We start from the raw sequence: 20,032 nt of genomic DNA, 5'->3' as shown, positions 1-20,032 counted from the left end.
TTAAGAGACCTTTTTAGACAGCCCCTTTTAAATTCTATTACTAATCTATTAGAAAATTCAATAATTCTATTAAATTGAAAATATAAAGTATTTGAAAATTATTTCTAATGGAAAAGCAAGGATTAATTTTTAACTTCTTTTAATTGTTATCCTAAAATTTCATAAGATTAAGAATATGAGGTTGAAATATTTTTTATGGGGATTTTTAATTATTAGTTCCTGCAATGAAAAATTAAATTTTAGTTATGAAGATTCAAAAAGGTCTGATATTGCATACTTTTTTGAAAACAGTGATGATTTTCATGTTTATCATGATATTGACCGTTCCATTATTCAGGATACTTTTAAGATTAATAACCTTGAAAATTACAACAACAAAGTAGATAGCTTGGCCAAACGAAATAATTGGTTTAAAGTTTTTGATAAAAACCATATCAAGAGATTTGTTAGAAAGGAGAATGAAATCAAATCAGTCTGTATTCTGGAAATTAGTGGAAATATTGTTAAGATAAAATTCTTTAGCGAGTAGTTTGCCAAACACTTCAATATTGAACAATGATAAATTTTAATTTGTTTTTATTGATTGATTGCTAGGGTTACTTTTGGTAATTTTTGGGTATTAATCAATAAACCAATTTATGAGTCGGTTCAAGTTTTTATTGATTGCATTAATCTCTCTTATTTTTTCTTCTTGTTCATTCTTTTATCCTCAATATTTCATTAATAAGCTGGATGAAGACGTAATCTTGAAAGTCTTTCCTTCCACAGTAATGGAAGTGAATCAAATAAAACTAATTAATTTGCCATTGGAAGGATATAAAGAGGAAAACTTCTCTGCTGAAGATAAGACTATTGATACACTAAATCTTATTGAAGCCAATACAGCATATTGGATGGTAAAGATTCCTGCTAAAAGCGTTACTTATCTTTACAACTTAAATAGCAATGATAGAAAACCAGAATTTTGGGAGATCTCTACAACTACTGGGAGTAAAAGGTTAAATGCAGAAGAAATCTATGAAAATTCCCATAGAAATAATCCCTTTAAGTTTTGGGGAGTTAAAACCTATTTTGAACTGCCTATTGATTTATTAAAAAAGATTTAACAGCCTTCAGACCATTTTCTAATCTTTGATTTTCCAAACCCGAAACTATGCTGTAATTAGCATCAATTGAAGATAATTCTTTTTTCCATACCTTCATAAAATGCTCTCTTTCGTTAGGGAAATCTCGCAACGGATCATCTTCCCAAGGTAAATCAATATCCATCAGCAGATATAAATCATATTTTCTTAGACTAATTTCATCCGTTACCTCCACAGGTGTATGTCCAAAAAGATGATCAGACCAAATCTTAACAGTTAAGATAGTGGTGTCGCAAATCAATAAATTATTGGATGCTGATGAAGTTAATGCCTCTTCTAATGCTAGCTGACCATAAAACATATTTACTTCATCCTGCAAAGTATATTGTTTGTTCAGGTTCTGGCAATAGAATCGCGCATATTCAGGGACACAAACTGTATCTAGTTTTTCCGCTAAGTAGGATGCCATCGTGGATTTTCCAGTAGATTCTGGACCTACAACAGCTATTTTTATGACCTTATTGTTTTTGGAATCCATAAGTTGGCAATATTACTGAAATTTTTGATAGGTTTTCAGCCAATCACGATAACCATTCCATGCTATGATGGCAAATGCAAAATATAGGATGGCAGTCAATAAGAGATCCTTGTGGAAATAAAGTGGGATATAACATATATCAACAAAACCCCATAATAACCAATTTTGTAGAACTTTTCTGGTCATAAGAAATTGAGCAACAAAACTTGTTGCGGTACAGAAACCATCTGCATAGGGCACATCGGTGTCTGTAAATTTATCCAAAACCAATCCTAATACAGCAGATAAAACTGCAATAATCAAAATAGTGACCATCATCTGTTTAGAATTGAAGGAACTGATAGGTTTGTCATCAGAATGAGCCCTTTTATTCCAATAATACCAACCATAAATTGCAGTGCTCAAAAAATAGATCTGCAATACAGAATCACCATATAATTTGTTGTGATAAAAAATATAGAGATAGGTGAGGACTGAAATAATACTAATTGGCCAATTCCAGATGTTTTGTTTTGCCGCTAGATAAACGCATAGAAAACCAGTTATGGTTGCTAACCATTCGAGAGGGGAGGTTAAAAGAAACTGTTCATATAGTTGATGGAAAAAATCCATAAAGTAGAAGCTGTTAATTTTCGTTGAATAAAGATAATAACTTCTTTGAGTTTTATTTCATTGAATAAATCAGTCAAAAAAGGGATAGGAATAATTAATTTTTACTAAAAAATAAGGGAGAAGAATTTACCTGACCTAAGGAATTAGATCAAAAAGATGGGAGAAGTTTATAACCTTCAATTATTTGGGATAATTAAAGATTGCAATAATTGGATAAAAAGAATCTTTAACAGTTATTGGACCAGTTTATTGGCACAATTTGTACTTGCAAAAGATTCAGGTTTCGCCTTAAAGATAAAACCCATTCCTAAGATATAACCCATGGCTTCTTTGAGTGCGGTGTTAGACTGGAAATTGGGGTTTGTATTGATGTCGGCGTGGACTTCTAGATCGATTTGATATTGATCCAGTAAAGGACAAAGTTCGTAGGCTGTTTCTATAGAGTGCTGAACTTCCAAAAGCATTCTCTCTTTGATGGACATGTTGTGGCTTTTTTTATCTTTCCTGATAAACATAAATCCACCCTCTGTGCTCCCTGAGGAAGACAACAACAGTCGCAAACTCAACAGTTCCTCTTTTTACTTGAGAATCTGTGCCGATATAAAACCTTGAGTTTGTTACCTGCGTTTTTCTCCCTAATGATGGTCTCCTCAACTGCAGACCATAATGGAAGCCTTATTGTCTCTCCGTTGTATTTTTGCCATTCCATAGTATGAAAATTTGTTTACTAAATTTACGGATATGTGGTTCATTATCTTGATTTTAAATGTTAACTAATTAATAAATGTATGTTTCCTAATGGTAAGTAAACTATTCCTTATTGCCGAATGCCAAATCGCCTGCATCGCCAAGCCCCGGAACTATATAAGATTTGCTGGTAAGCTCATTGTCAACAGCACCAATCCATAACTGAACATCCGGAAGAAATGCCCTTACATGCTGAAGACCTTCCTCAGATGCAATAATAGTAGCAATATGCAATTCTTTAATATCATAATCGCTCAGTAAATCTTTGCAACATAATACCAAACTGCGACCGGTCGCTAACATAGGATCAGCCATAATAACGACCTTGCCATCTAAATTTGGTGTGTTTTGATATTTTTTGTGAATCTCAAACTCACCACTCTTTTTCGTATGTCTATAGGCTGCGATAAAAGCACTGTCAGCACCATCAAAATAATTCAGCAGTCCTTGATGGAATGGTAAACCTGCCCTAATAATAGTTGCAATAACCGGCTGAGTACTCAATAAATGAGTATTTGCAACACCTAGTGGCGTATCCACTTCAGAACTCTTATATTCAAAAGTTTTGGAAATTTCATAGGCCATAATTTCCCCCAAACGTTCTAGGTTCCTCCTAAAACGCATCCTGTCCGTTTGAATATTCACATCCCTTAGTTCTGCTAAGAAATGATTTGCAATGCTGTTTTGTTTTGTTAGTATAGTGACCATGACAAAAAGTCTTGTTGAATACCAAAATAACAATAATTTTTTGGATTATTTTGTTTGCAGTTCATATATCTGGATTGGGAATAATATTTGATAACTTAGGGGTACGAAAGGCACTCTATGAAATTTCAATTAACTTCAGAATACAAACCCACAGGCGATCAACCCGCAGCAATCGAACAATTGGTAGCAGGTGTAAACCAAGGGGAAACTTATCAAACGTTATTGGGAGTTACAGGATCCGGTAAAACGTTTACCGTAGCTAACCTCATCCAAGAAACTCAGAAACCAACTTTGATCTTAAGCCATAATAAAACTTTAGCTGCCCAATTGTATGGTGAATTCAAGCAATTCTTCCCCAATAACGCGGTCAACTACTTCGTTTCTTATTATGATTATTATCAACCGGAGGCATTCATCGCCCATACCAACACCTATATCGAAAAGGATTTGGCAATCAATGAGGAAATTGAAAAACTGCGGCTCGCAACAACGTCATCCTTGATGTCTGGAAGAAGAGACGTTATCGTCGTTTCTTCCGTTTCTTGTATCTATGGTATGGGAAACCCTGAAGACTTCTCACGATCTATTTTCCGGTTTGGTGTAGGTACAACAATCAGCAGAAATGCTTTCCTGCATAAGTTAGTCGAAATTCTTTATGCAAGAACCACTTCCGAATTTAAAAGAGGAACCTTTAGAGTGAAAGGAGATACTATTGATGTCTATCCTGCTTACTTGGATACAGCTTATAGGGTTTCCTTCTTTGGTGATGAAATCGATGAGCTGAGTGAAATCGACCCTGTGTCTGGAAGAACTATTGAGAAACACGAAAGTTTAGCCCTTTTCCCGGCAAACCTTTTTGTGACACCAAAAGAAAAATTCACCCAATCTATTTGGTCAATCCAGGATGAGTTAGTTGCTCGAAAGTCGCAGCTCGAAGATGAAGGCAAGATGTTGGAGGCAAAGAGACTTGAAGAACGCGTGAACTACGATCTTGAGATGATGCGTGAATTGGGCTATTGCTCCGGAATTGAGAACTACTCAAGATTCTTTGATGGTAGGCAACCCGGTATGAGACCATTCTGTTTATTGGATTATTTTCCAGAAGATTATCTTTTGGTAATCGATGAAAGCCATGTTACTATACCTCAATTAAGAGCAATGTATGGTGGTGACCGGTCTAGAAAAATTTCCTTGGTGGAGCATGGGTTTAGATTGCCGGCAGCACTGGACAATCGTCCGCTGAATTTTCCAGAATTCGAATCCCTTACCAATCAAACCATATATGTTTCGGCAACTCCTGGAGACTATGAATTGCAACAAACCGAAGGTGTCGTGGTAGAGCAGGTTATCCGTCCAACCGGTTTATTGGATCCTGTCGTAGAAGTAAGGCCTGCAGTAAATCAAGTAGACGACCTTTTGGAAGAAGTAGATAAAACTATTAAAGAAGGTGGAAGGATCCTTGCAACTACTTTGACGAAACGTATGGCTGAAGAATTGACCAAATATATGACGAAGCTGAATATTAAAGTTCGTTATATCCATTCCGAAGTGAAAACATTGGAACGTGTAGAAATTCTAAGAGGATTGCGTCTTGGAGAATTCGATGTCTTGGTAGGAGTGAATTTACTAAGGGAAGGATTAGACTTGCCTGAAGTAACCTTAGTGGCTATATTGGATGCTGATAAAGAAGGATTCCTGAGGTCGGAAAGGTCATTGATCCAAACAATCGGACGCGCCGCAAGGAACGATAAAGGTCGGGTGATTATGTATGCCGATAAAATGACGGACAGTATGCAGGTCACTATTGATGAAACCAACAGAAGAAGAGATAAACAAATCGCCTATAACCTTGAACACGGAATCACCCCACGTACCGTAGGAAAGACAAAAGAAGAAATCTTGGAACAAACCTCCGTTGCTGACTTTAAAGGTGAACCAAAAGCATATATTGAACCAGAACCAGGCGCCGCAGTTGCTGCAGATCCATTGATCGAATATATGAGTGAAAAAGAAATGAAGAAGTCAATCGATACAGTGAGAAAACGTATGGAAAAAGCTGCAAAAGAAATGGAATTCTTGGAAGCAGCGAAATTGCGCGATGAAATGTTCGCTCTGGAAAAAGCCTATGAAGAAAAGTTTGGGAAGAGGTAAATTAGATTAGACATTAGAAAGTAGATATGAGATATGAGATGTGAGATATGAGAAAGTGGAAAGGAATTGTGTTTAGACAAGAGACAAAAGACATAAGACATTAGAATTGGTAGGGCTAAATTTTTAGCTGTTAAAAGATTTTTCAATAGTTTCCTCATAGCGGGATGAGGAAATTATTATCTAAGTATGATTCGAAGGTACAAGACAAAAAAAAATGTAAAAGGGATAAATCGTTTATTGTAGTTAAACCAAACTAATTTCGATGAGTCAATAATCAAACTAACTATTTTACTATGAAAGCTTTACGTTTGATTTTTCTGATGTCATTTTATTGCCTTTTTACATGCTACGCATTTTCTCAAGATTCAAAATCTCTTGTTATTTCTAATATGAATAGCAATGAAATATTGGACAACCTAAAGAGGTTTTCGCTCGAAAACGACTATTTTATTCAAAATATGGATAAGGAATGGCTTTGTCCAATTGTATTATTTATCTAAAGGTAAAGGCTTGTTTACGAGTGAGTATAGATTGACGATAAATATATTTGTAGTTTCTCATGCTGAAAATGAAAATATTCTTACTCTTCAAATTAAAGCTGATGAAATGTATACCAAAGATTTTATGACTTATTATAAGGATTTGGGGATATTGCCAGAAGGGAAATCCTATACTGATTTATTGGGCTTGATAAAACAATTTTTTGATAGGCTAAACTAATGCAATCAATGCCTTTATAAATAAGAATGCCAAAGTCAATCTTGTTCATAATCCCTATTCCTTTACCAACCGAAATACCTTGGCGCCCGCACTTTCAAATCCTATATTCAATTCGGAATTACTGCTTTTTTCCACTTGGCTGATCAAGTCCTTCATCTTAAAATTGCCTGTCAATCCAATTTCCTTTAAATCAAAGGCTATGTTTGCAACCTCAGGTTTAAAATTAAAGGCAATAAGGTATAAATTCTTTCCATCTTTCTTAAAATAAAGATTACTGCTTTTATTGTCCTTGATCACGGGGAGTGGCCTAAAACTTTTTCCATTTTTGACAATACTTAGGATTTCTCGATTTTGAAGAATAGGTTCCATTTCCTTTTGCCATTCAGCAGTTTTTGAAAAGTCATCTCCCAATATCAAGGGGCCCGCTACAACTCCTGAAAGAAACCTGGCAATATTAGTGTCGTGTGATTCGCCAGTAAAAACTAAATGATCTGCATCGATATAATCATAAAGATAGGTTTGCCACCAGCCAAAAGTAACCGAATTCAAGGTGTAGGCTGTTTGATCCATTGTTTTCCAAGCATCACAAGCAATTCTTCGCATATGTGCATATTTATAGCTCGCTAGAGAAGGAGAGATGGCCGCATATATCAGCATTTGATTATCCAAAATATCATTGAGATTCTTCATGCCTACGGCATAAGCTTGCATACCCGTTTTAATTGTTGGGTCGTAAAATCCTGTTGATTCAATTGCTGCATGTGATAGGAAATCAATCTTTATCATTTTGAATCCACAATCTTTAAGTTTTTGTAGAATAAATTTCATTCTAGCTATTGTTCCTGGATGTGTAGGGTCCAACGCTCGACCACCATCCAACTCATGATAGCCTTTGCTGGTCTTGGTCCACATTTCACCAAAAGTATAATCTGAGCCTTCCGCTTTTCGGGAAGGACCGCTTTTATAACCCCAATCTGTAAAAGGTGCCCAATAAACTCCAGGCTCAAGACCCGCCAATTTACAATAAGTATCAAACTCCTGAAGTTTGCTATAATCTCCTGACATCCCTCCAGGGACCATATTGTCCCAAAATGAATCCAAATCAATATAAGCCTTCCCATTCTCATTCCTAAAATCCGGAAGGTTACTCTTAAAGTAATCAACAGAGCCAGTAGCATTTTCCCAAGATAAATCTTGTTGAATAACCCCCCAACTGTTCCATCCAACTGGAGTGCCTCCTTCCCAAGTTTGAAGGTAGGGAGGAAATAATTTTCTTTGAAACTTAGCAAATTCTTCCAAACCATCTTGCCAATTACTAGCATAAGAGATAAATATCTTCGGAGACCTGATGATATTACCTTCTACAAATCCATGACCCATAGAATCTCGAGTTAAGGTAACTTCCGTGTATCCATTTTTGATCGAAAGTTCAGTAAGATTATTGCTTTGATTTTTTGCCAGAATTCCAGTTTTCCAAACAGATTGATCTAAGGAAGCGGCTACTAAACCTGCTTGTGACTCTTGATCATATAATATACCTACTTCTGAGCTCTCATATGTTGTATCTGTCAACTCTATTTGATCATATGAAATAAAGGTATCATTATCAAAAGGAACCTTTACAGCAGTTAAGTTTTTGTTGGCCAGGAGATTCTGAGGAATAATGTTAAACGGTAAAATAGAGTTTGAACTAATATTTTTCCCCTTAATTATTATTTCAAGAACGATAAAGGATGAATTATCATAAAAATAGAAGTTTTGCAGGGTTTTCAAGCCTTTTCCAGCAGGGCGCTCAATGGAATAACAGATTCCTGATCCCGCATTGTCCTTGAATTTCTGCTTCAATGCTCGAGTAGTAGGAAGGTTTAAGGTTTCAAGTTCGCTACCTTTAAGTTGAATGCTAGAAAATGCATGTTCAAAAATAGGATCATTGTTTTGGTATAATGAAAAGGACCCTGTTTTCAGGTTGTATTTAAACTCCTGATTGTTTTTTAATTGAACTGCTATCTGCGCTTGAGAAAATTTTATGGAAAGAATGAATAGACTTGTTAGCCAAAATAGGTTTATGTAATTTAATCGCATTATGTTTAGGTTGTAGATTGTAAAAAAATCAAGAATCTTTTTTTTGATTTTTTTACAATCTACAACAAAAATCTGGTTGTTAGGAATCCTAAAACGCAAAAAATTGGCCTACATGTTTAAGTAAACCAATTTTTACAATTATATATTGAATTATAATAATCTAGACGGGAATTGATTAATGTTTTCAATGCTTAATTGTTGCATCACTTGGTAGAGTTGAGCTTTGAACATGTTAATCGTATGGTCTCCACCTTCATCTCCCAAAGCACCAACGCCATACATAAATGGTCTACCCATAAAATTGAATTCTGAACCGACTGCATAGGCCCTTCCTAAATCAACACCAGATCTGATACCTCCGTCCATCATGATTTTCAACTTATTTTTATAAGCTGGGTTTTGAGTCAATCGAATCAAGGAATGGATTGAAGATTCTCCAGCGTCAATTTGCCTCCCACCATGATTGGACACGATGACTCCATCGACACCAATAGAAATTGCAGCATCCATGTCTTCCTGAGTGGCTATACCTTTTAACACAAGTGGACCCTTCCAAATATCACGAATGGCTTGAACCTTCTGTATATTTACTTTTCCGGTGAACGTTTTGTTCATAAATTGTCCTAATTGAGAAAGATCAAGACCTTTTTCCATATATGGTTTTAATGTTGCAAAGCTAGGTATCCCATATTGGAGAGTCTTGATTCCCCATTCTGGACAAATAAGGGCTTGTGCCACATTACTGATGTTCATCTTAGGAGGCATAGAAAGGCCACTCTTAATCTCTCTATACCGAAGGCCAAAAGAAGGAACATCAACTAAAACTACTAAAACCGGACATTCAACCGCTTTTAGCCTGTTCAATATATCATCCCTTAAACGGTCTTCAGTAGGGTGATATAACTGAAACCAGGCCTCACCATCAGATACTTCAGCAATGCGCTCAATGCTACTCGTAGAAACAGTGCTTAAGATATATGGTATATTGTTTTTCGCAGCAGCTTTCGCTAAAATCTCTGGTGCATTGGGCCACATAAGACCTTGAAGTCCTATTGGGGAAATCCCAAATGGAGCACTATAGCGTTTGCCAAAAAGCTCAACGGACATGTCTATTTCTCCAGATACATGTAAATATTGAGGCTTTAATAATATGTTGTCAAAATCATTTTCATTTCTCGCTAAATTTAGTTCCTCATTACATCCGCCTTCTAAATAGTCAAAGGCAAATTTTGGAATTCTCCATTTAGCTCTCTTCTTTAAATCTGCAACTGAAGGATACCCCGTATGGTAAGGATATTTGATCTTTACACTCATAACAATTATTAAGATATAGGTTGTAAAGCGAAATTACGGTTAAAATATTGAAATATCCATCCTGTGCTATATGCTAATTTCATTTTATCGAATATGAACACGCTCATATATTTCTTGGTATTCAAGAGGTGTACCGTTTTGGTCTGCTGTATAAAAAGTTAGGTATAATTGATTATTTCCATTTGTTAATAAATATGGGATCTTTAAAGTTTGTCCAATCATATTACTACCAATTGAAGGGCCTTGTTTTGCTATTTTTTCTGTTAAAATACCAGTGTCACTGATTTCTAAAGATCCTTCCAAAGTTCCTATCAAATGGATATCTGTTAAGCTTAAGTTCGTGAAGCCCAAATCTGACCTAATATGTTTAAAAATTGGAGCTTTTACTGCCAAGGAATCAGAAGCAGAATTGGCTTTCATAAATTTCAATTGCCAAAGGCCTTCAAGGTTATTGACATCTGATGATTTTTGTTGTGCATAACAACTAAAAATCATAAAAATGGATAGGAATAAAGTGATTAATGCTTTCATAATAAATAAAATTGATTTATAATATGTTTAATATAAAGAAATTATATTGAACATAAATAACGGTCAATTAAATTTCAAGCTTTAAAATTACTTCTTTGTTTTTGTGGGTTCCATAAAATAATATATAATCTAATTTGGTGCTAAATCCTGAAGTTCCGTCTTTTATACGAATAAATAATCTATTGACTTTGATTTTTACACCATTAACCGTAGTCTCTACGTAGGCTTTTCCTTTGGAAGGTATGGTTAGATATAGCTTTTGATCTGGGAGTGATACGATGGCAAGTTCATAGTGATTTGCGTTGATTTTATCTATATCAATACCGTATGCAAAGTTTTTCTGAATGGCGGTTAAAGGTTTTATTTCTCCATTTTTGTCAAATAATTGACGGGTAACTTTAACGGGCTCATCCGTGTCGATTTTATGGTTATTGCTGTAATTAATGGAATAAATAAATGCATTCTTACCTCTGTTATGTTGGATGTAGAACAATAATCCATCGTTGGAAGTTGGTTTTGGATAACCATCCTGACAAAAGGCTTGAAATGAAGATACGAATATCAGTACTACTAAGATAAACCTGGTCATGTACATTAATTTTGTACGAAAGATACTGATATTCGCATTAACAGATAGTGAAATTTTCGTTAAAGATTAATTAGTGCCTCCACGGCCACCACCAAATAATTTTGAAATTAACCAAATCACTAATACTACTGCCCCTACAACTAATATAATACCCCACCACATTCCTGCTTTGAATATTCCTTCAATTAAAGAACAACTACTGAAAAGGGTAGTGGTAAGAGCAATCGCTAAGAATCCTATATATCTATTCATAATATCTTTTTTTGTTAAACAATAAAGAGACCGAAAAGTTTGCTCATACTCGATTAAAAGCGGTAAAATAATAAAGCCGAGCATTTTGCTCGGCTTTGAACTAATATATTTTATAATACTAATTTTTGATTATTCTGCTCTAAGGATTTTCGCAGCTTCAACCATTGATTCTAAGGCAGCCTTAGTCTCTGGCCAAGCACGAGTTTTCAATCCACAGTCAGGGTTAACCCATAATTGCTCTGAAGGAACTACAGCTTTTGCTTTGCGAAGTAGGTTTACCATTTCTTCAGTGCTAGGAACACGTGGTGAGTGAATGTCGTATACACCTGGACCAATATCATTAGGATATTTGAAATCAGCAAATGCATCTAATAATTCCATTTGTGAACGTGAAGTTTCAATAGTAATTACGTCAGCATCCATTGCAGCGATGTCCTGGATAATATCATTGAATTCAGAGTAACACATGTGTGTGTGGATCTGCGTATCATCATCAACATTTGATGAAGAAACACGGAATGCACGAACTGCCCAATCCAAGTATTCTTGTTGATCTGCTTTACGTAATGGAAGACCCTCACGGATAGCTGGCTCATCGATTTGGATGATCTTGATTCCTGCTTTTTCTAAAGCTTGAACCTCATCTAAAATAGCCAAAGCGATTTGGTATGTTGTGGTTGAACGTGGTTGGTCGTTACGTACAAATGACCATTGTAAAATCGTTACAGGACCTGTCAACATTCCTTTAACAGGACGGTTAGTCAATGACTGAGCATATGCTGACCAACGTACTGTCATGTCTTCTGGACGGTACACATCACCAAAAATAATCGGAGGTTTAACACAACGAGAACCGTATGATTGAACCCAACCGTTTTGTGTGAATGCATATCCTGCTAATTGCTCACCGAAGTACTCAACCATGTCATTACGTTCGAATTCACCGTGAACTAATACATCGATGTCCAAATCTTCTTGTAATCTGATTGTTCTTTCAGTCTCAGCAGCAATTTCTTTGTCGTATTCCTCTTGAGAAATAGCTCCTTTTTTCAAGTCAGCTCTCCACTTACGTACATCTTTTGTTTGTGGGAATGAACCGATTGTTGTAGTAGCAATCCAGGAAGATTGAATTTAGCTTGTTGTGCAGCTTTACGAGCATCAAATGATGAAGTACGTTTTGCATCTTCATCAGTGATGTTGCTTACACGGTTTTTAACTTCTGGTTTGTGAATCAATGGAGAAGTACGGCGACTCTCAGCAGCTTCTTTGTTTGCTTCAAAGCGTTTCTGAGTATCAGCATCAACTTCACCTTCAGCCAATACAGCAAGATCTTTAACCTCAGAAAGTTTTTGTTTTGCAAATGCTAACCAGTTTTTAACTTCTGCAGGTAATGATTCTTCATTGTTTTCATTGTCCAAATCAAAAGGAACATGCAATAAAGATGAAGAAGGAGCAACCCAAACACGGTCTTTTCCTAACGCATCAACTGCTTGTTTGATTTTTTTCAATGAATTTTCGTAATCATTTTTCCAAATATTACGGCCTTCAATAACCCCTAATGAAAGAGTTAAGTTTGCAGGAACTTTTGATAATATAGTGTCAAGTTGGTTTTCACCACGAACTAAGTCAAGGTGTAACGCATGCACAGGAAGATTAACAGCGATATCCTCGTTATTTCCTAATGCCTCGAAATAAGTAGCAACGATTAATTTGATGCCTTTGGCTGCAGCAGCTAATTTTTCAAATACTTTGCCATACAGAGCTTTGGTAGCATCATCAATGTCTAAAGCCAAGAAAGGCTCGTCAATCTGAACATATTTCGCCCCAGCATCAGCAAGCTTGCCTAAAATCTCTTCATAAACAGGAAGTAATTTGTCGATAAGATCGATGCGGTTGAAATCTGCTTCTTTTTCTTTACCCAATAAAAGGTAAGTAATTGGACCAATTAAAACAGGCTTTGTTTCAATACCCAATTGTTTTGCTTCATTGTATTCACTTAAGAATTTCTCTGAAGTAAGTTTGAATTCTTGGTTTTTTACGAATTCAGGAACGATATAGTGATAGTTAGTATCAAACCACTTAGTCATTTCCATAGCAGTAACATCTACGCCACCTTCTTGGAAACCACGTGCCATCGCGAAATATAAATCAAGATTATATTGGCGATCGATTTTGTTTAATAAGGAATTGTAACGAGCAGGGATAGCTCCTACAGTTAATGACAAGTCTAAAACTTGATCATAGAATGCGAAGTCATTAGATGGGATCAACTCGATTCCAGCATCCTTTTGAGTCTTCCAATTGCTTTCACGGATTTTCAGTCCAGCCTGCAATAATTCTTCCGCGCTAATCTTCTTCGCCCAGTAAGCTTCATTAGCTTTCTTCAACTCGCGGAATGCGCCCACACGTGGGTAACCTAAATTGTTTGTTAATAGCATATTTTCTCTACTAAATTAAATATATTTCAATAAATCTTTTTGCTAAGAGAAGGCTACCAAGGATGTCTGTAACCAGCTTATCTTTCCCAATCAGGGGTAGAATGTAGCACCTTGTCAAGGGACAGGTTGCTAAGGCTTCATCGGGTCTAGTCCCTCTGCCTTTCTCTATAAGCGGGGGCTAAGTTAGGAATTAGATTTTTAATATGCAAAAAAAAGTGAAGAGACGGCTTGAAGTAGACATAAGACATAAGACACAAGACACAAGAGAGATGAAATAATCCATAAAATATTAATTACATTTTTAGAATTTGGTCGAGTTAACAGCTACTGTTAGAAAATTAATTAAAAAAAATAAATGAGGCTTGATATGCCTCATTTATTTTTAGAATTATAATGTTTTAATATAATGCTATTCGATCAGCTCTATTTAGGTACGGACAATGTATAAAAAAGGTAAACTATTTTAGAATTTGACAATAGTCTAATGTCTTATGTCTTATGTCTAGTGTCTTAACCAAACTATCTAATCCTTAGCTCACCAACAACTTATATCCTTTACCGTGGACATTAACTATTTCAACATTAGGGTCCTCCTTAAGGTATTTTCTAAGCTTGCTCAAGAAAACATCCATACTTCGGCCGGTAAAATAATTGTCGTCATGCCAAATCTTGATTAAGGCTTCCTCACGAGTTAAGACATCATTTTTCTTCAAGCAAAGTAAGCGCAATAATTCGGCTTCCTTCGTGGAAAGCTTCTGTTGTTGGCCCTTATACGAAATAATCTGACTGGTGTAATCAAAGAAATAATCTCCGATTTCAAATTTATCAGAAACTTCTTCCTCCTTATCTTTTGAAGCTCTTTTAAGAAGCGCATTGATGCGAAGCAATAACTCCTCAACACGGAATGGTTTTGTGATATAATCATCTCCACCCAATTCAAAGGCCTGTGTTTTATCTTCCATCATTCCCTTGGCAGTCGCATAGATAATTGGAACCGTTTGATTGATCTTGCGGATATCTTTCCCCAATGAAAAACCATCTTTCTTGGGCATCATGACATCCAAGATGCATAGATCAAACTCCTCTTTACGAAAAGCATCCATGCCTTCCTGACCATCGGTACAAAGTACCACGTCAAATTTTCCTTTTAATTCTAGATAATCCTTTAGTAATTCACCCAAATTAGGATCATCTTCTGCTAATAATATCTTTTGATTCATACTTTTCTTTATCTAATGATTATGCAACTTCCTTAGATGCATTTTTCAAAGGAAGAGTTACTTCAAATTGTGTGCCTTTATCTTTTTCACTCTTAACGGTGATTTTACCGTTCAAGCGTTTGACAATATCGTTTACATAGCTAAGTCCTAAACCAAATCCTTTCACGTTGTGAATGTTCCCTGTTGGGATACGGTAGAATTGATCGAAGATCTTTTCTTGTTGGTCCTTGGTCATCCCCATTCCTTTGTCTGCAACAGAAATTACAATGTTGTTCCCTCTATTAAAAGTCCTAAAAGTGATTTCTGGTTTTCCTTTGGAATACTTAATCGCATTATCAACCAAATTAAACATCACATTGGACAAGTGCAATTCATCTCCAACAACCAAGTCGTTATCAGCAGCAATATCAATGTTTAGGGTTCCTTCAGCCTTATCCATTTGTAGACGCATGCTTTCCAAAACAGCATTTGCAAGTGAATTGATATGAACATTGACGCGCTCGATCTTTAGGTTTTCTTTCTCTAACCTAGCTATGTTCAAAACCCTTTCAATATGTGAGCCCAACCGAACATTTTCATCATAAATTATGTTCGCAAGCTTATTGACTCTTTTGCCATCAGAGGAGATTTCAGGATCACGAAGTGATTCGCTGGCAATCATAATTGTGGCAACTGGAGTCTTGAATTCATGAGTCATATTATTGATAAAGTCTGTCTTCATCTCAGACATCTTTTTCTGTTTAAAAATGATACTCAAAGTGTAAGCGAAACAGCCAATTAATAGTGCCAATAATGCCAAGATAGTGGGGAATAACCAATAGCCCATTGTTTCGGCAATAATACCACCCCTTGTTAGGGAAGTGGATGCTTAATTCTCCTGGTGCATTACCGCGGTCACCCTGAAATAACCTAGCAGTATAGATCAGCGGATTTTTAACCTCTTCTAATTGCTCATTGTTAAATTGGTAAAAACCTTGAAAAACGGGAATTTTATTGAAATCTTTTATCTCCATGACAAATGACGACTTAATGCCGCGTTCATGCAGTTCATGAATTAAAAGGTCAACCGTTCTTTTTCCATTTATACGTTCTGCCAAAGGTCTTTTCGATAATTCCATGCCCATGGCTACATCCGCAATCACTGAACTTTTCTTACCCCCAAGAATCGCAATAGTATCAAACAATGTTGCGGCATCCGTTAGTTTTTGGTTCCTCAGGTTGTGAAGCTTAATCTCCAAAGCCTCAATTTTGGCAAGTGTTCTGTAATCAATCTTGGGCGGTAATGTCCTTATTTGATATGCAATAGCATTGGTCGCAGGTGGAGCAAACACAGGAATAATATATCTTGTGCTGTCGTCCTTTGGCTTGACCGGAGGTATAACCTTAATAGCATCTATTCTGGTAAATTCACCAATGGTATTGTCAGCTGTAAGACCTTGTTCTAAAGTAATTCTGACCAGGTGCTTATATTCTTTCCTCCTAAGATAAGTTTCAAAAAATTCGTTGTTGATAAAAACCGCAGGGAATTGCTGGTTTAGAGCAGTTTCAAGTTTGTTGAAATTTGTAGTATGTTGAAAAGCTATCCTTTGAAGGGTTTTTATACTGTCTTGATATTGAACCTGAAGTGCAAGGATCTTTTCGTTCTTTTGAATGCGTTCTTGATCGATTCTAAATTTCTCCTGGTTCTGGCGTTCTTGCTCTCGGGCAAAATCATAGATCTCCTGGCGCTCGATCTTATTGGCTACAGCAGATAAAGAAGCCTTGACTTCCTCATCAAATAACTTTGATTCTTTTATAAAGGATTCCCTCACAAAGTAATATTGCATAGCCATCACTCCAATTAGAGCAATAGACATGAGCCATATAATCAACGCAATACTTCTTTTCTTCATTTGTTACAAAAATAATAAGGGGAAACAGCTAATTTTCTCATTTAACACTATTTAACAGCGCTTTTTTAGCTTTTTTAGCAAAATAGACTTTGTTTTGGTAAATTAAATACTCTAAATAGACTAATTATGAAACACATATTAACGATCGCCATTTTGCTGTTGGGTTGGTGCATACCTTCTTTTTCTCAAATTACAGAAAAAATTCCGAAAAAGGAAAGCTTGTTCCAAGCGCCCAATTCAGCCAATTGATAAAATGGACAATGCTGCCAAGTTTCAATCAAAAATGGATTCCTTAAATAAATCATTTAATATGAATATTGAAATTCCAAATGCCTATAAAGGAAAAGGAGATAACTTGATAAAAGGATTGGAACAGAAAGATGATACCGTGATTAGAGAAAAGTATTTGAATGGTAAGGAAAGTGTAATTATGCCAGGCACAGAAAAATCGGACTCCAATAATCTCAATCTGCAGGTAGATACAGTAAAAAATATAAAGTTGATTCAACCGAAGAAGTCAAATCAATCCAAAAATAAATAAATTAAAAAAGCCTCAATCAAATGAGGCTTTTTTAATGGAGTATTATTTTACCTCCGAAACACGAATGGTATTTGTTCTACCTTTTTCATGTAATGGAGTTGAAGAAGTATTGATTACAATTTGTCCTGGTTCAACCAAATGACGCTCTTTCAGTAATCCGTTTACATCTTGGATAGTACCGTCTGTTGACTCGTACTTTTCGTAGATAAATGCTTTTACACCCCAGCATAAGCTAAGTGTGCGCAATAATGTTTTATTACCTGTAAATACGTAAATATCAGCATCCGGACGGTAACTTGAAATTTCCATTGCTGTATATCCAGAAGATGTCATTACAGCAATCGCTGACGCATGAGTTTTTTCAGCCAAGAAGATGGATGAACTACAAATTGCATCAGGGATACGTGTTACTGGAACTGTGCCTAATTGTTCTTTTTGGGCATAATATGGGTAAGAAGTTGCTTCAACATGTGTGATAACCTTAGCCATTGTTTCAATAACAATCTCAGGGAATTCACCAACTGAGGTCTCACCACTAAGCATTACTGCATCTGCACCATCAATTACTGAGTTAGCTACGTCGTTCACCTCCGCACGTGTTGGGCGTGGAGTAGTGATCATGCTCTCAAGCATTTGAGTAGCAATAATAACAGGCTTCGACAAGTTACGGCATTTTTGTGCTATGATTTTTTGAAGTCCTGGAACTTCTTCCATCGGCAATTCAACACCTAAGTCTCCACGAGCAACCATCACAGCGTCAGTAGCTTCAATGATACTGTCGATATTCTCAATAGCTTCAGGTTTCTCAATTTTTGCAATAACTTTTGCATGTGAACCTTTCTGCTTGATAATCTCTTTACATTGTTTGATGTCCTCTGCAGAACGAACAAAAGACATAGCAATCCAATCTGCACCATGATCAAGTGCAAAATTCAAATTGTCTAAATCTTCTTCGGTCAATGAAGGAATAGAAACTTTTGTGTTAGGAAGATTAACACCTTTTCTAGAAGTTAAAATACCACCGTGAACAACTTTACAAGTAACTGTATCTAAATGATTTGTGTTAATAACGCGTAATTGAAGTTTTCCGTCATCCAAAAGAATGATTTCATTTTCTTTTACATCATTAGGGAAGTTTTCATAAGTGATGTAAATCTTGTTTTCATCGCCTATTTGTTCATGAGTAGTGATTTCAACGGTGCTGCCATTCACAAGGATGGCTCCTCCTTCTTTCATTTTACCAATACGGATTTTCGGACCTTGCAAATCCGCTAAAATACCTACACTGAAAGGGTGTTCTTGGTTGATTTCGTTGATGGTGTTGATAACCTTAAGGTGGTCATCTTGTGATCCGTGAGAAAAGTTAAGGCGGCATACATCGACACCTTTAGCAATCATACGGGTTAAAACGTCTTTTTTTGAAGAAGCCGGACCAAGAGTGGCTACGATTTTGGTCCGCTTTTTTAGTTTATCCATTTAAATTAAATTTTAAATTTATATTCTTTTTCGTGTTTCTATCAGCTTTATTCTCCCCTTAAAGCCGAAGGTTAGGTTTATGTGTAATATATACACTATGTAAATAATTCGCTAAAATATCAGATTTTCTTTAGATTTCAATATTGTTGGATCTATTTCTTTTACTAACAATACTTCTGGAATAGACTTTATGTTTTCCAAAAGTGCATCTAAGTCTTCGTCGTCAATATAATGTTTAACCAATAAAAAATAATCAAAACTGCTTATTTCAGGTATTAAAGCGGCCCCTTCAACGGATCTATTGCTCAGCAAATAGAATTCAAATTCGAAGGTTGGGTTATGATATCTGAAAATATTAAAATGATTTTGAATGGAGGGTTTATTTTTTTTTGATTCGTAAATAATATGATAATCAAGTTCGTCCTTTGGCTTTTCTTTGGTATTGCCATTGTGGTCGAGATAGTCTTCCTTTCCATAGACAAACTGCAGTCCTGTATGTTTATTGATGAAATGGCAGAGTCTGTAATCTCTGAGCACAGAACTAATCCCAATAAGGATAAAATCCAGTTCAAGGTCAAAGTCAGTTTCGAGTTTAAAGGTGATTTTGCTCAAGCCAATTTTATTTTAATGATATACAAAATTACGTTTTTTGATTGTTTAAGTTTGAAGATTACGTAAAAATATCATTAATTATGCATTAAGTTTGTAAAACTTTATTTGTTTTAGTATTATTGAATAACGTTAATTAATAAGGTATTGAAAACTTTATTTAGGCTAACTTTGTTCTTTATTTAATTCCAAAAGTCAAAAAGATTTGATTTTTGGGAATATTTATTTTTTCTTTGCACAGATTTATTAAACAATTAAACTAGAAAATCATGTCAGATATCGCATCAAGAGTAAAAGCAATTATCGTAGAAAAGTTAGGTGTGGACGAAAATGAAGTAACACCTGAGGCTTCTTTCACGAATGATTTAGGTGCAGACTCACTTGATACAGTTGAGTTGATCATGGAATTCGAGAAAGAATTCAACGTTGCAATTCCTGATGACCAAGCTGAAAACATCAGTACTGTAGGTCAAGCAATCGCTTACTTAGAAAAAAACGTTAACTAACTAATTTTATTAGGCCAAACA

Annotated in this window: 19 protein-coding genes, 2 pseudogenes and 1 riboswitch; of the genes and pseudogenes, 6 read left to right on the top strand and 15 right to left on the bottom strand. The window is 35.6% G+C overall.

Annotated features, from left to right (window positions below; translation table 11 throughout):
* Positions 1 to 175: 175 nt before the first annotated feature.
* Together FGL31_RS19220 and FGL31_RS19215 are read left to right on the top strand one after the other, a co-directional pair.
* Positions 176 to 529 carry a hypothetical protein gene (locus FGL31_RS19220; protein ID WP_138093793.1) on the top strand — a complete coding sequence of 118 codons (354 nt, stop codon included), beginning with the start codon at positions 176 to 178 and terminating at the stop codon, positions 527 to 529.
* A 109-nt stretch (positions 530 to 638) separates the two neighbouring features.
* Positions 639 to 1,106: a hypothetical protein gene (locus tag FGL31_RS19215; protein WP_138093792.1), complete on the top strand. Its 468-nt coding sequence runs from the start codon at positions 639 to 641 to the stop codon at positions 1,104 to 1,106.
* On the opposite strand, the gene FGL31_RS19210 is transcribed toward FGL31_RS19215, so the two are convergent.
* The 4 genes and pseudogenes from FGL31_RS19210 to upp form a co-directional block, all read right to left on the bottom strand.
* Complete coding sequence (locus tag FGL31_RS19210) at positions 1,081 to 1,623, bottom strand: ATP/GTP-binding protein (RefSeq protein ID WP_138093789.1); 543 nt, start codon at positions 1,621 to 1,623, stop codon at positions 1,081 to 1,083. The genes FGL31_RS19215 and FGL31_RS19210 overlap by 26 nt on opposite strands.
* Positions 1,624 to 1,635: 12 nt before the next feature.
* On the bottom strand, positions 1,636 to 2,235 hold the full coding sequence (gene pnuC / locus FGL31_RS19205; RefSeq protein ID WP_138093787.1) for a nicotinamide riboside transporter PnuC: 600 nt from the start codon (positions 2,233 to 2,235) through the stop codon (positions 1,636 to 1,638).
* A gap of 233 nt (positions 2,236 to 2,468) precedes the next feature.
* Positions 2,469 to 2,944: pseudogene (locus tag FGL31_RS19200) on the bottom strand (ribonuclease H-like YkuK family protein).
* Between the two features lie 101 nt (positions 2,945 to 3,045).
* Complete coding sequence (gene upp, locus FGL31_RS19195; RefSeq protein WP_099371149.1) at positions 3,046 to 3,690, bottom strand: uracil phosphoribosyltransferase; 645 nt, start codon at positions 3,688 to 3,690, stop codon at positions 3,046 to 3,048.
* A 117-nt stretch (positions 3,691 to 3,807) separates the two neighbouring features.
* Here upp and uvrB point away from each other — a divergent pair, with 117 nt between their 5' ends.
* Together uvrB and FGL31_RS19185 are read left to right on the top strand one after the other, a co-directional pair.
* Positions 3,808 to 5,841, top strand: coding sequence for an excinuclease ABC subunit UvrB (gene uvrB / locus FGL31_RS19190; protein WP_099371148.1), 2,034 nt, complete (start codon positions 3,808 to 3,810; stop codon positions 5,839 to 5,841).
* A 510-nt stretch (positions 5,842 to 6,351) separates the two neighbouring features.
* Positions 6,352 to 6,561, top strand: coding sequence for a hypothetical protein (locus tag FGL31_RS19185; RefSeq protein WP_171017727.1), 210 nt, complete (start codon positions 6,352 to 6,354; stop codon positions 6,559 to 6,561).
* Between the two features lie 54 nt (positions 6,562 to 6,615).
* Here the strand turns inward: FGL31_RS19185 and FGL31_RS19180 are convergent, their stop codons facing one another.
* The 9 genes and pseudogenes from FGL31_RS19180 to FGL31_RS26765 form a co-directional block, all read right to left on the bottom strand.
* A complete protein-coding gene (locus FGL31_RS19180; protein ID WP_138093783.1) occupies positions 6,616 to 8,643 on the bottom strand; it encodes an alpha-amylase family protein in 2,028 nt (675 codons plus the stop codon).
* A gap of 150 nt (positions 8,644 to 8,793) precedes the next feature.
* Positions 8,794 to 9,957, bottom strand: coding sequence for an alpha-hydroxy acid oxidase (locus tag FGL31_RS19175; RefSeq protein WP_138093781.1), 1,164 nt, complete (start codon positions 9,955 to 9,957; stop codon positions 8,794 to 8,796).
* An 84-nt stretch (positions 9,958 to 10,041) separates the two neighbouring features.
* The gene (locus tag FGL31_RS19170) at positions 10,042 to 10,488 is read right to left on the bottom strand and encodes a DUF4488 domain-containing protein (RefSeq protein WP_099371144.1); all 447 of its coding nucleotides are present in this window, start codon (positions 10,486 to 10,488) and stop codon (positions 10,042 to 10,044) included.
* Between the two features lie 67 nt (positions 10,489 to 10,555).
* A complete protein-coding gene (locus FGL31_RS19165; protein WP_171017726.1) occupies positions 10,556 to 11,077 on the bottom strand; it encodes a DUF4833 domain-containing protein in 522 nt (173 codons plus the stop codon).
* 66 nt (positions 11,078 to 11,143) lie between these two features.
* Complete coding sequence (locus FGL31_RS19160; RefSeq protein ID WP_099371142.1) at positions 11,144 to 11,329, bottom strand: hypothetical protein; 186 nt, start codon at positions 11,327 to 11,329, stop codon at positions 11,144 to 11,146.
* Between the two features lie 129 nt (positions 11,330 to 11,458).
* Positions 11,459 to 13,767: pseudogene (gene metE / locus FGL31_RS19155) on the bottom strand (5-methyltetrahydropteroyltriglutamate--homocysteine S-methyltransferase).
* A gap of 74 nt (positions 13,768 to 13,841) precedes the next feature.
* Positions 13,842 to 13,941, bottom strand: a riboswitch (SAM riboswitch).
* A 356-nt stretch (positions 13,942 to 14,297) separates the two neighbouring features.
* Positions 14,298 to 14,987 carry a response regulator transcription factor gene (locus FGL31_RS19150; protein ID WP_093100433.1) on the bottom strand — a complete coding sequence of 230 codons (690 nt, stop codon included), beginning with the start codon at positions 14,985 to 14,987 and terminating at the stop codon, positions 14,298 to 14,300.
* 19 nt (positions 14,988 to 15,006) lie between these two features.
* Positions 15,007 to 15,708: a sensor histidine kinase gene (locus FGL31_RS26770; protein WP_232046982.1), complete on the bottom strand. Its 702-nt coding sequence runs from the start codon at positions 15,706 to 15,708 to the stop codon at positions 15,007 to 15,009.
* A 19-nt stretch (positions 15,709 to 15,727) separates the two neighbouring features.
* On the bottom strand, positions 15,728 to 16,879 hold the full coding sequence (locus tag FGL31_RS26765; protein WP_232046981.1) for a hypothetical protein: 1,152 nt from the start codon (positions 16,877 to 16,879) through the stop codon (positions 15,728 to 15,730).
* 310 nt (positions 16,880 to 17,189) lie between these two features.
* Here FGL31_RS26765 and FGL31_RS19140 point away from each other — a divergent pair, with 310 nt between their 5' ends.
* Positions 17,190 to 17,420: a hypothetical protein gene (locus tag FGL31_RS19140; protein WP_138093777.1), complete on the top strand. Its 231-nt coding sequence runs from the start codon at positions 17,190 to 17,192 to the stop codon at positions 17,418 to 17,420.
* 42 nt (positions 17,421 to 17,462) lie between these two features.
* Here the strand turns inward: FGL31_RS19140 and pyk are convergent, their stop codons facing one another.
* Positions 17,463 to 18,896 (bottom strand): pyruvate kinase, encoded by a 1,434-nt coding sequence (gene pyk / locus FGL31_RS19135; RefSeq protein ID WP_138093775.1) that lies wholly within the window; start codon positions 18,894 to 18,896, stop codon positions 17,463 to 17,465.
* A 111-nt stretch (positions 18,897 to 19,007) separates the two neighbouring features.
* Positions 19,008 to 19,508 carry an IPExxxVDY family protein gene (locus FGL31_RS19130; RefSeq protein ID WP_099370321.1) on the bottom strand — a complete coding sequence of 167 codons (501 nt, stop codon included), beginning with the start codon at positions 19,506 to 19,508 and terminating at the stop codon, positions 19,008 to 19,010.
* 266 nt (positions 19,509 to 19,774) lie between these two features.
* Between FGL31_RS19130 and FGL31_RS19125 the strand changes: the two genes are divergently transcribed.
* On the top strand, positions 19,775 to 20,011 hold the full coding sequence (locus FGL31_RS19125; RefSeq protein WP_079643602.1) for an acyl carrier protein: 237 nt from the start codon (positions 19,775 to 19,777) through the stop codon (positions 20,009 to 20,011).
* The last annotated feature ends 21 nt before the right edge of the window (positions 20,012 to 20,032 follow it).

The organism is Sphingobacterium daejeonense, from assembly GCF_901472535.1.
Classification (GTDB): Bacteria; Bacteroidota; Bacteroidia; order Sphingobacteriales; family Sphingobacteriaceae; genus Sphingobacterium; species Sphingobacterium daejeonense.
The sequence above is the reverse complement of the archived record's forward strand: the minus strand, read 5'-3'. Positions and strand labels throughout refer to the sequence as shown.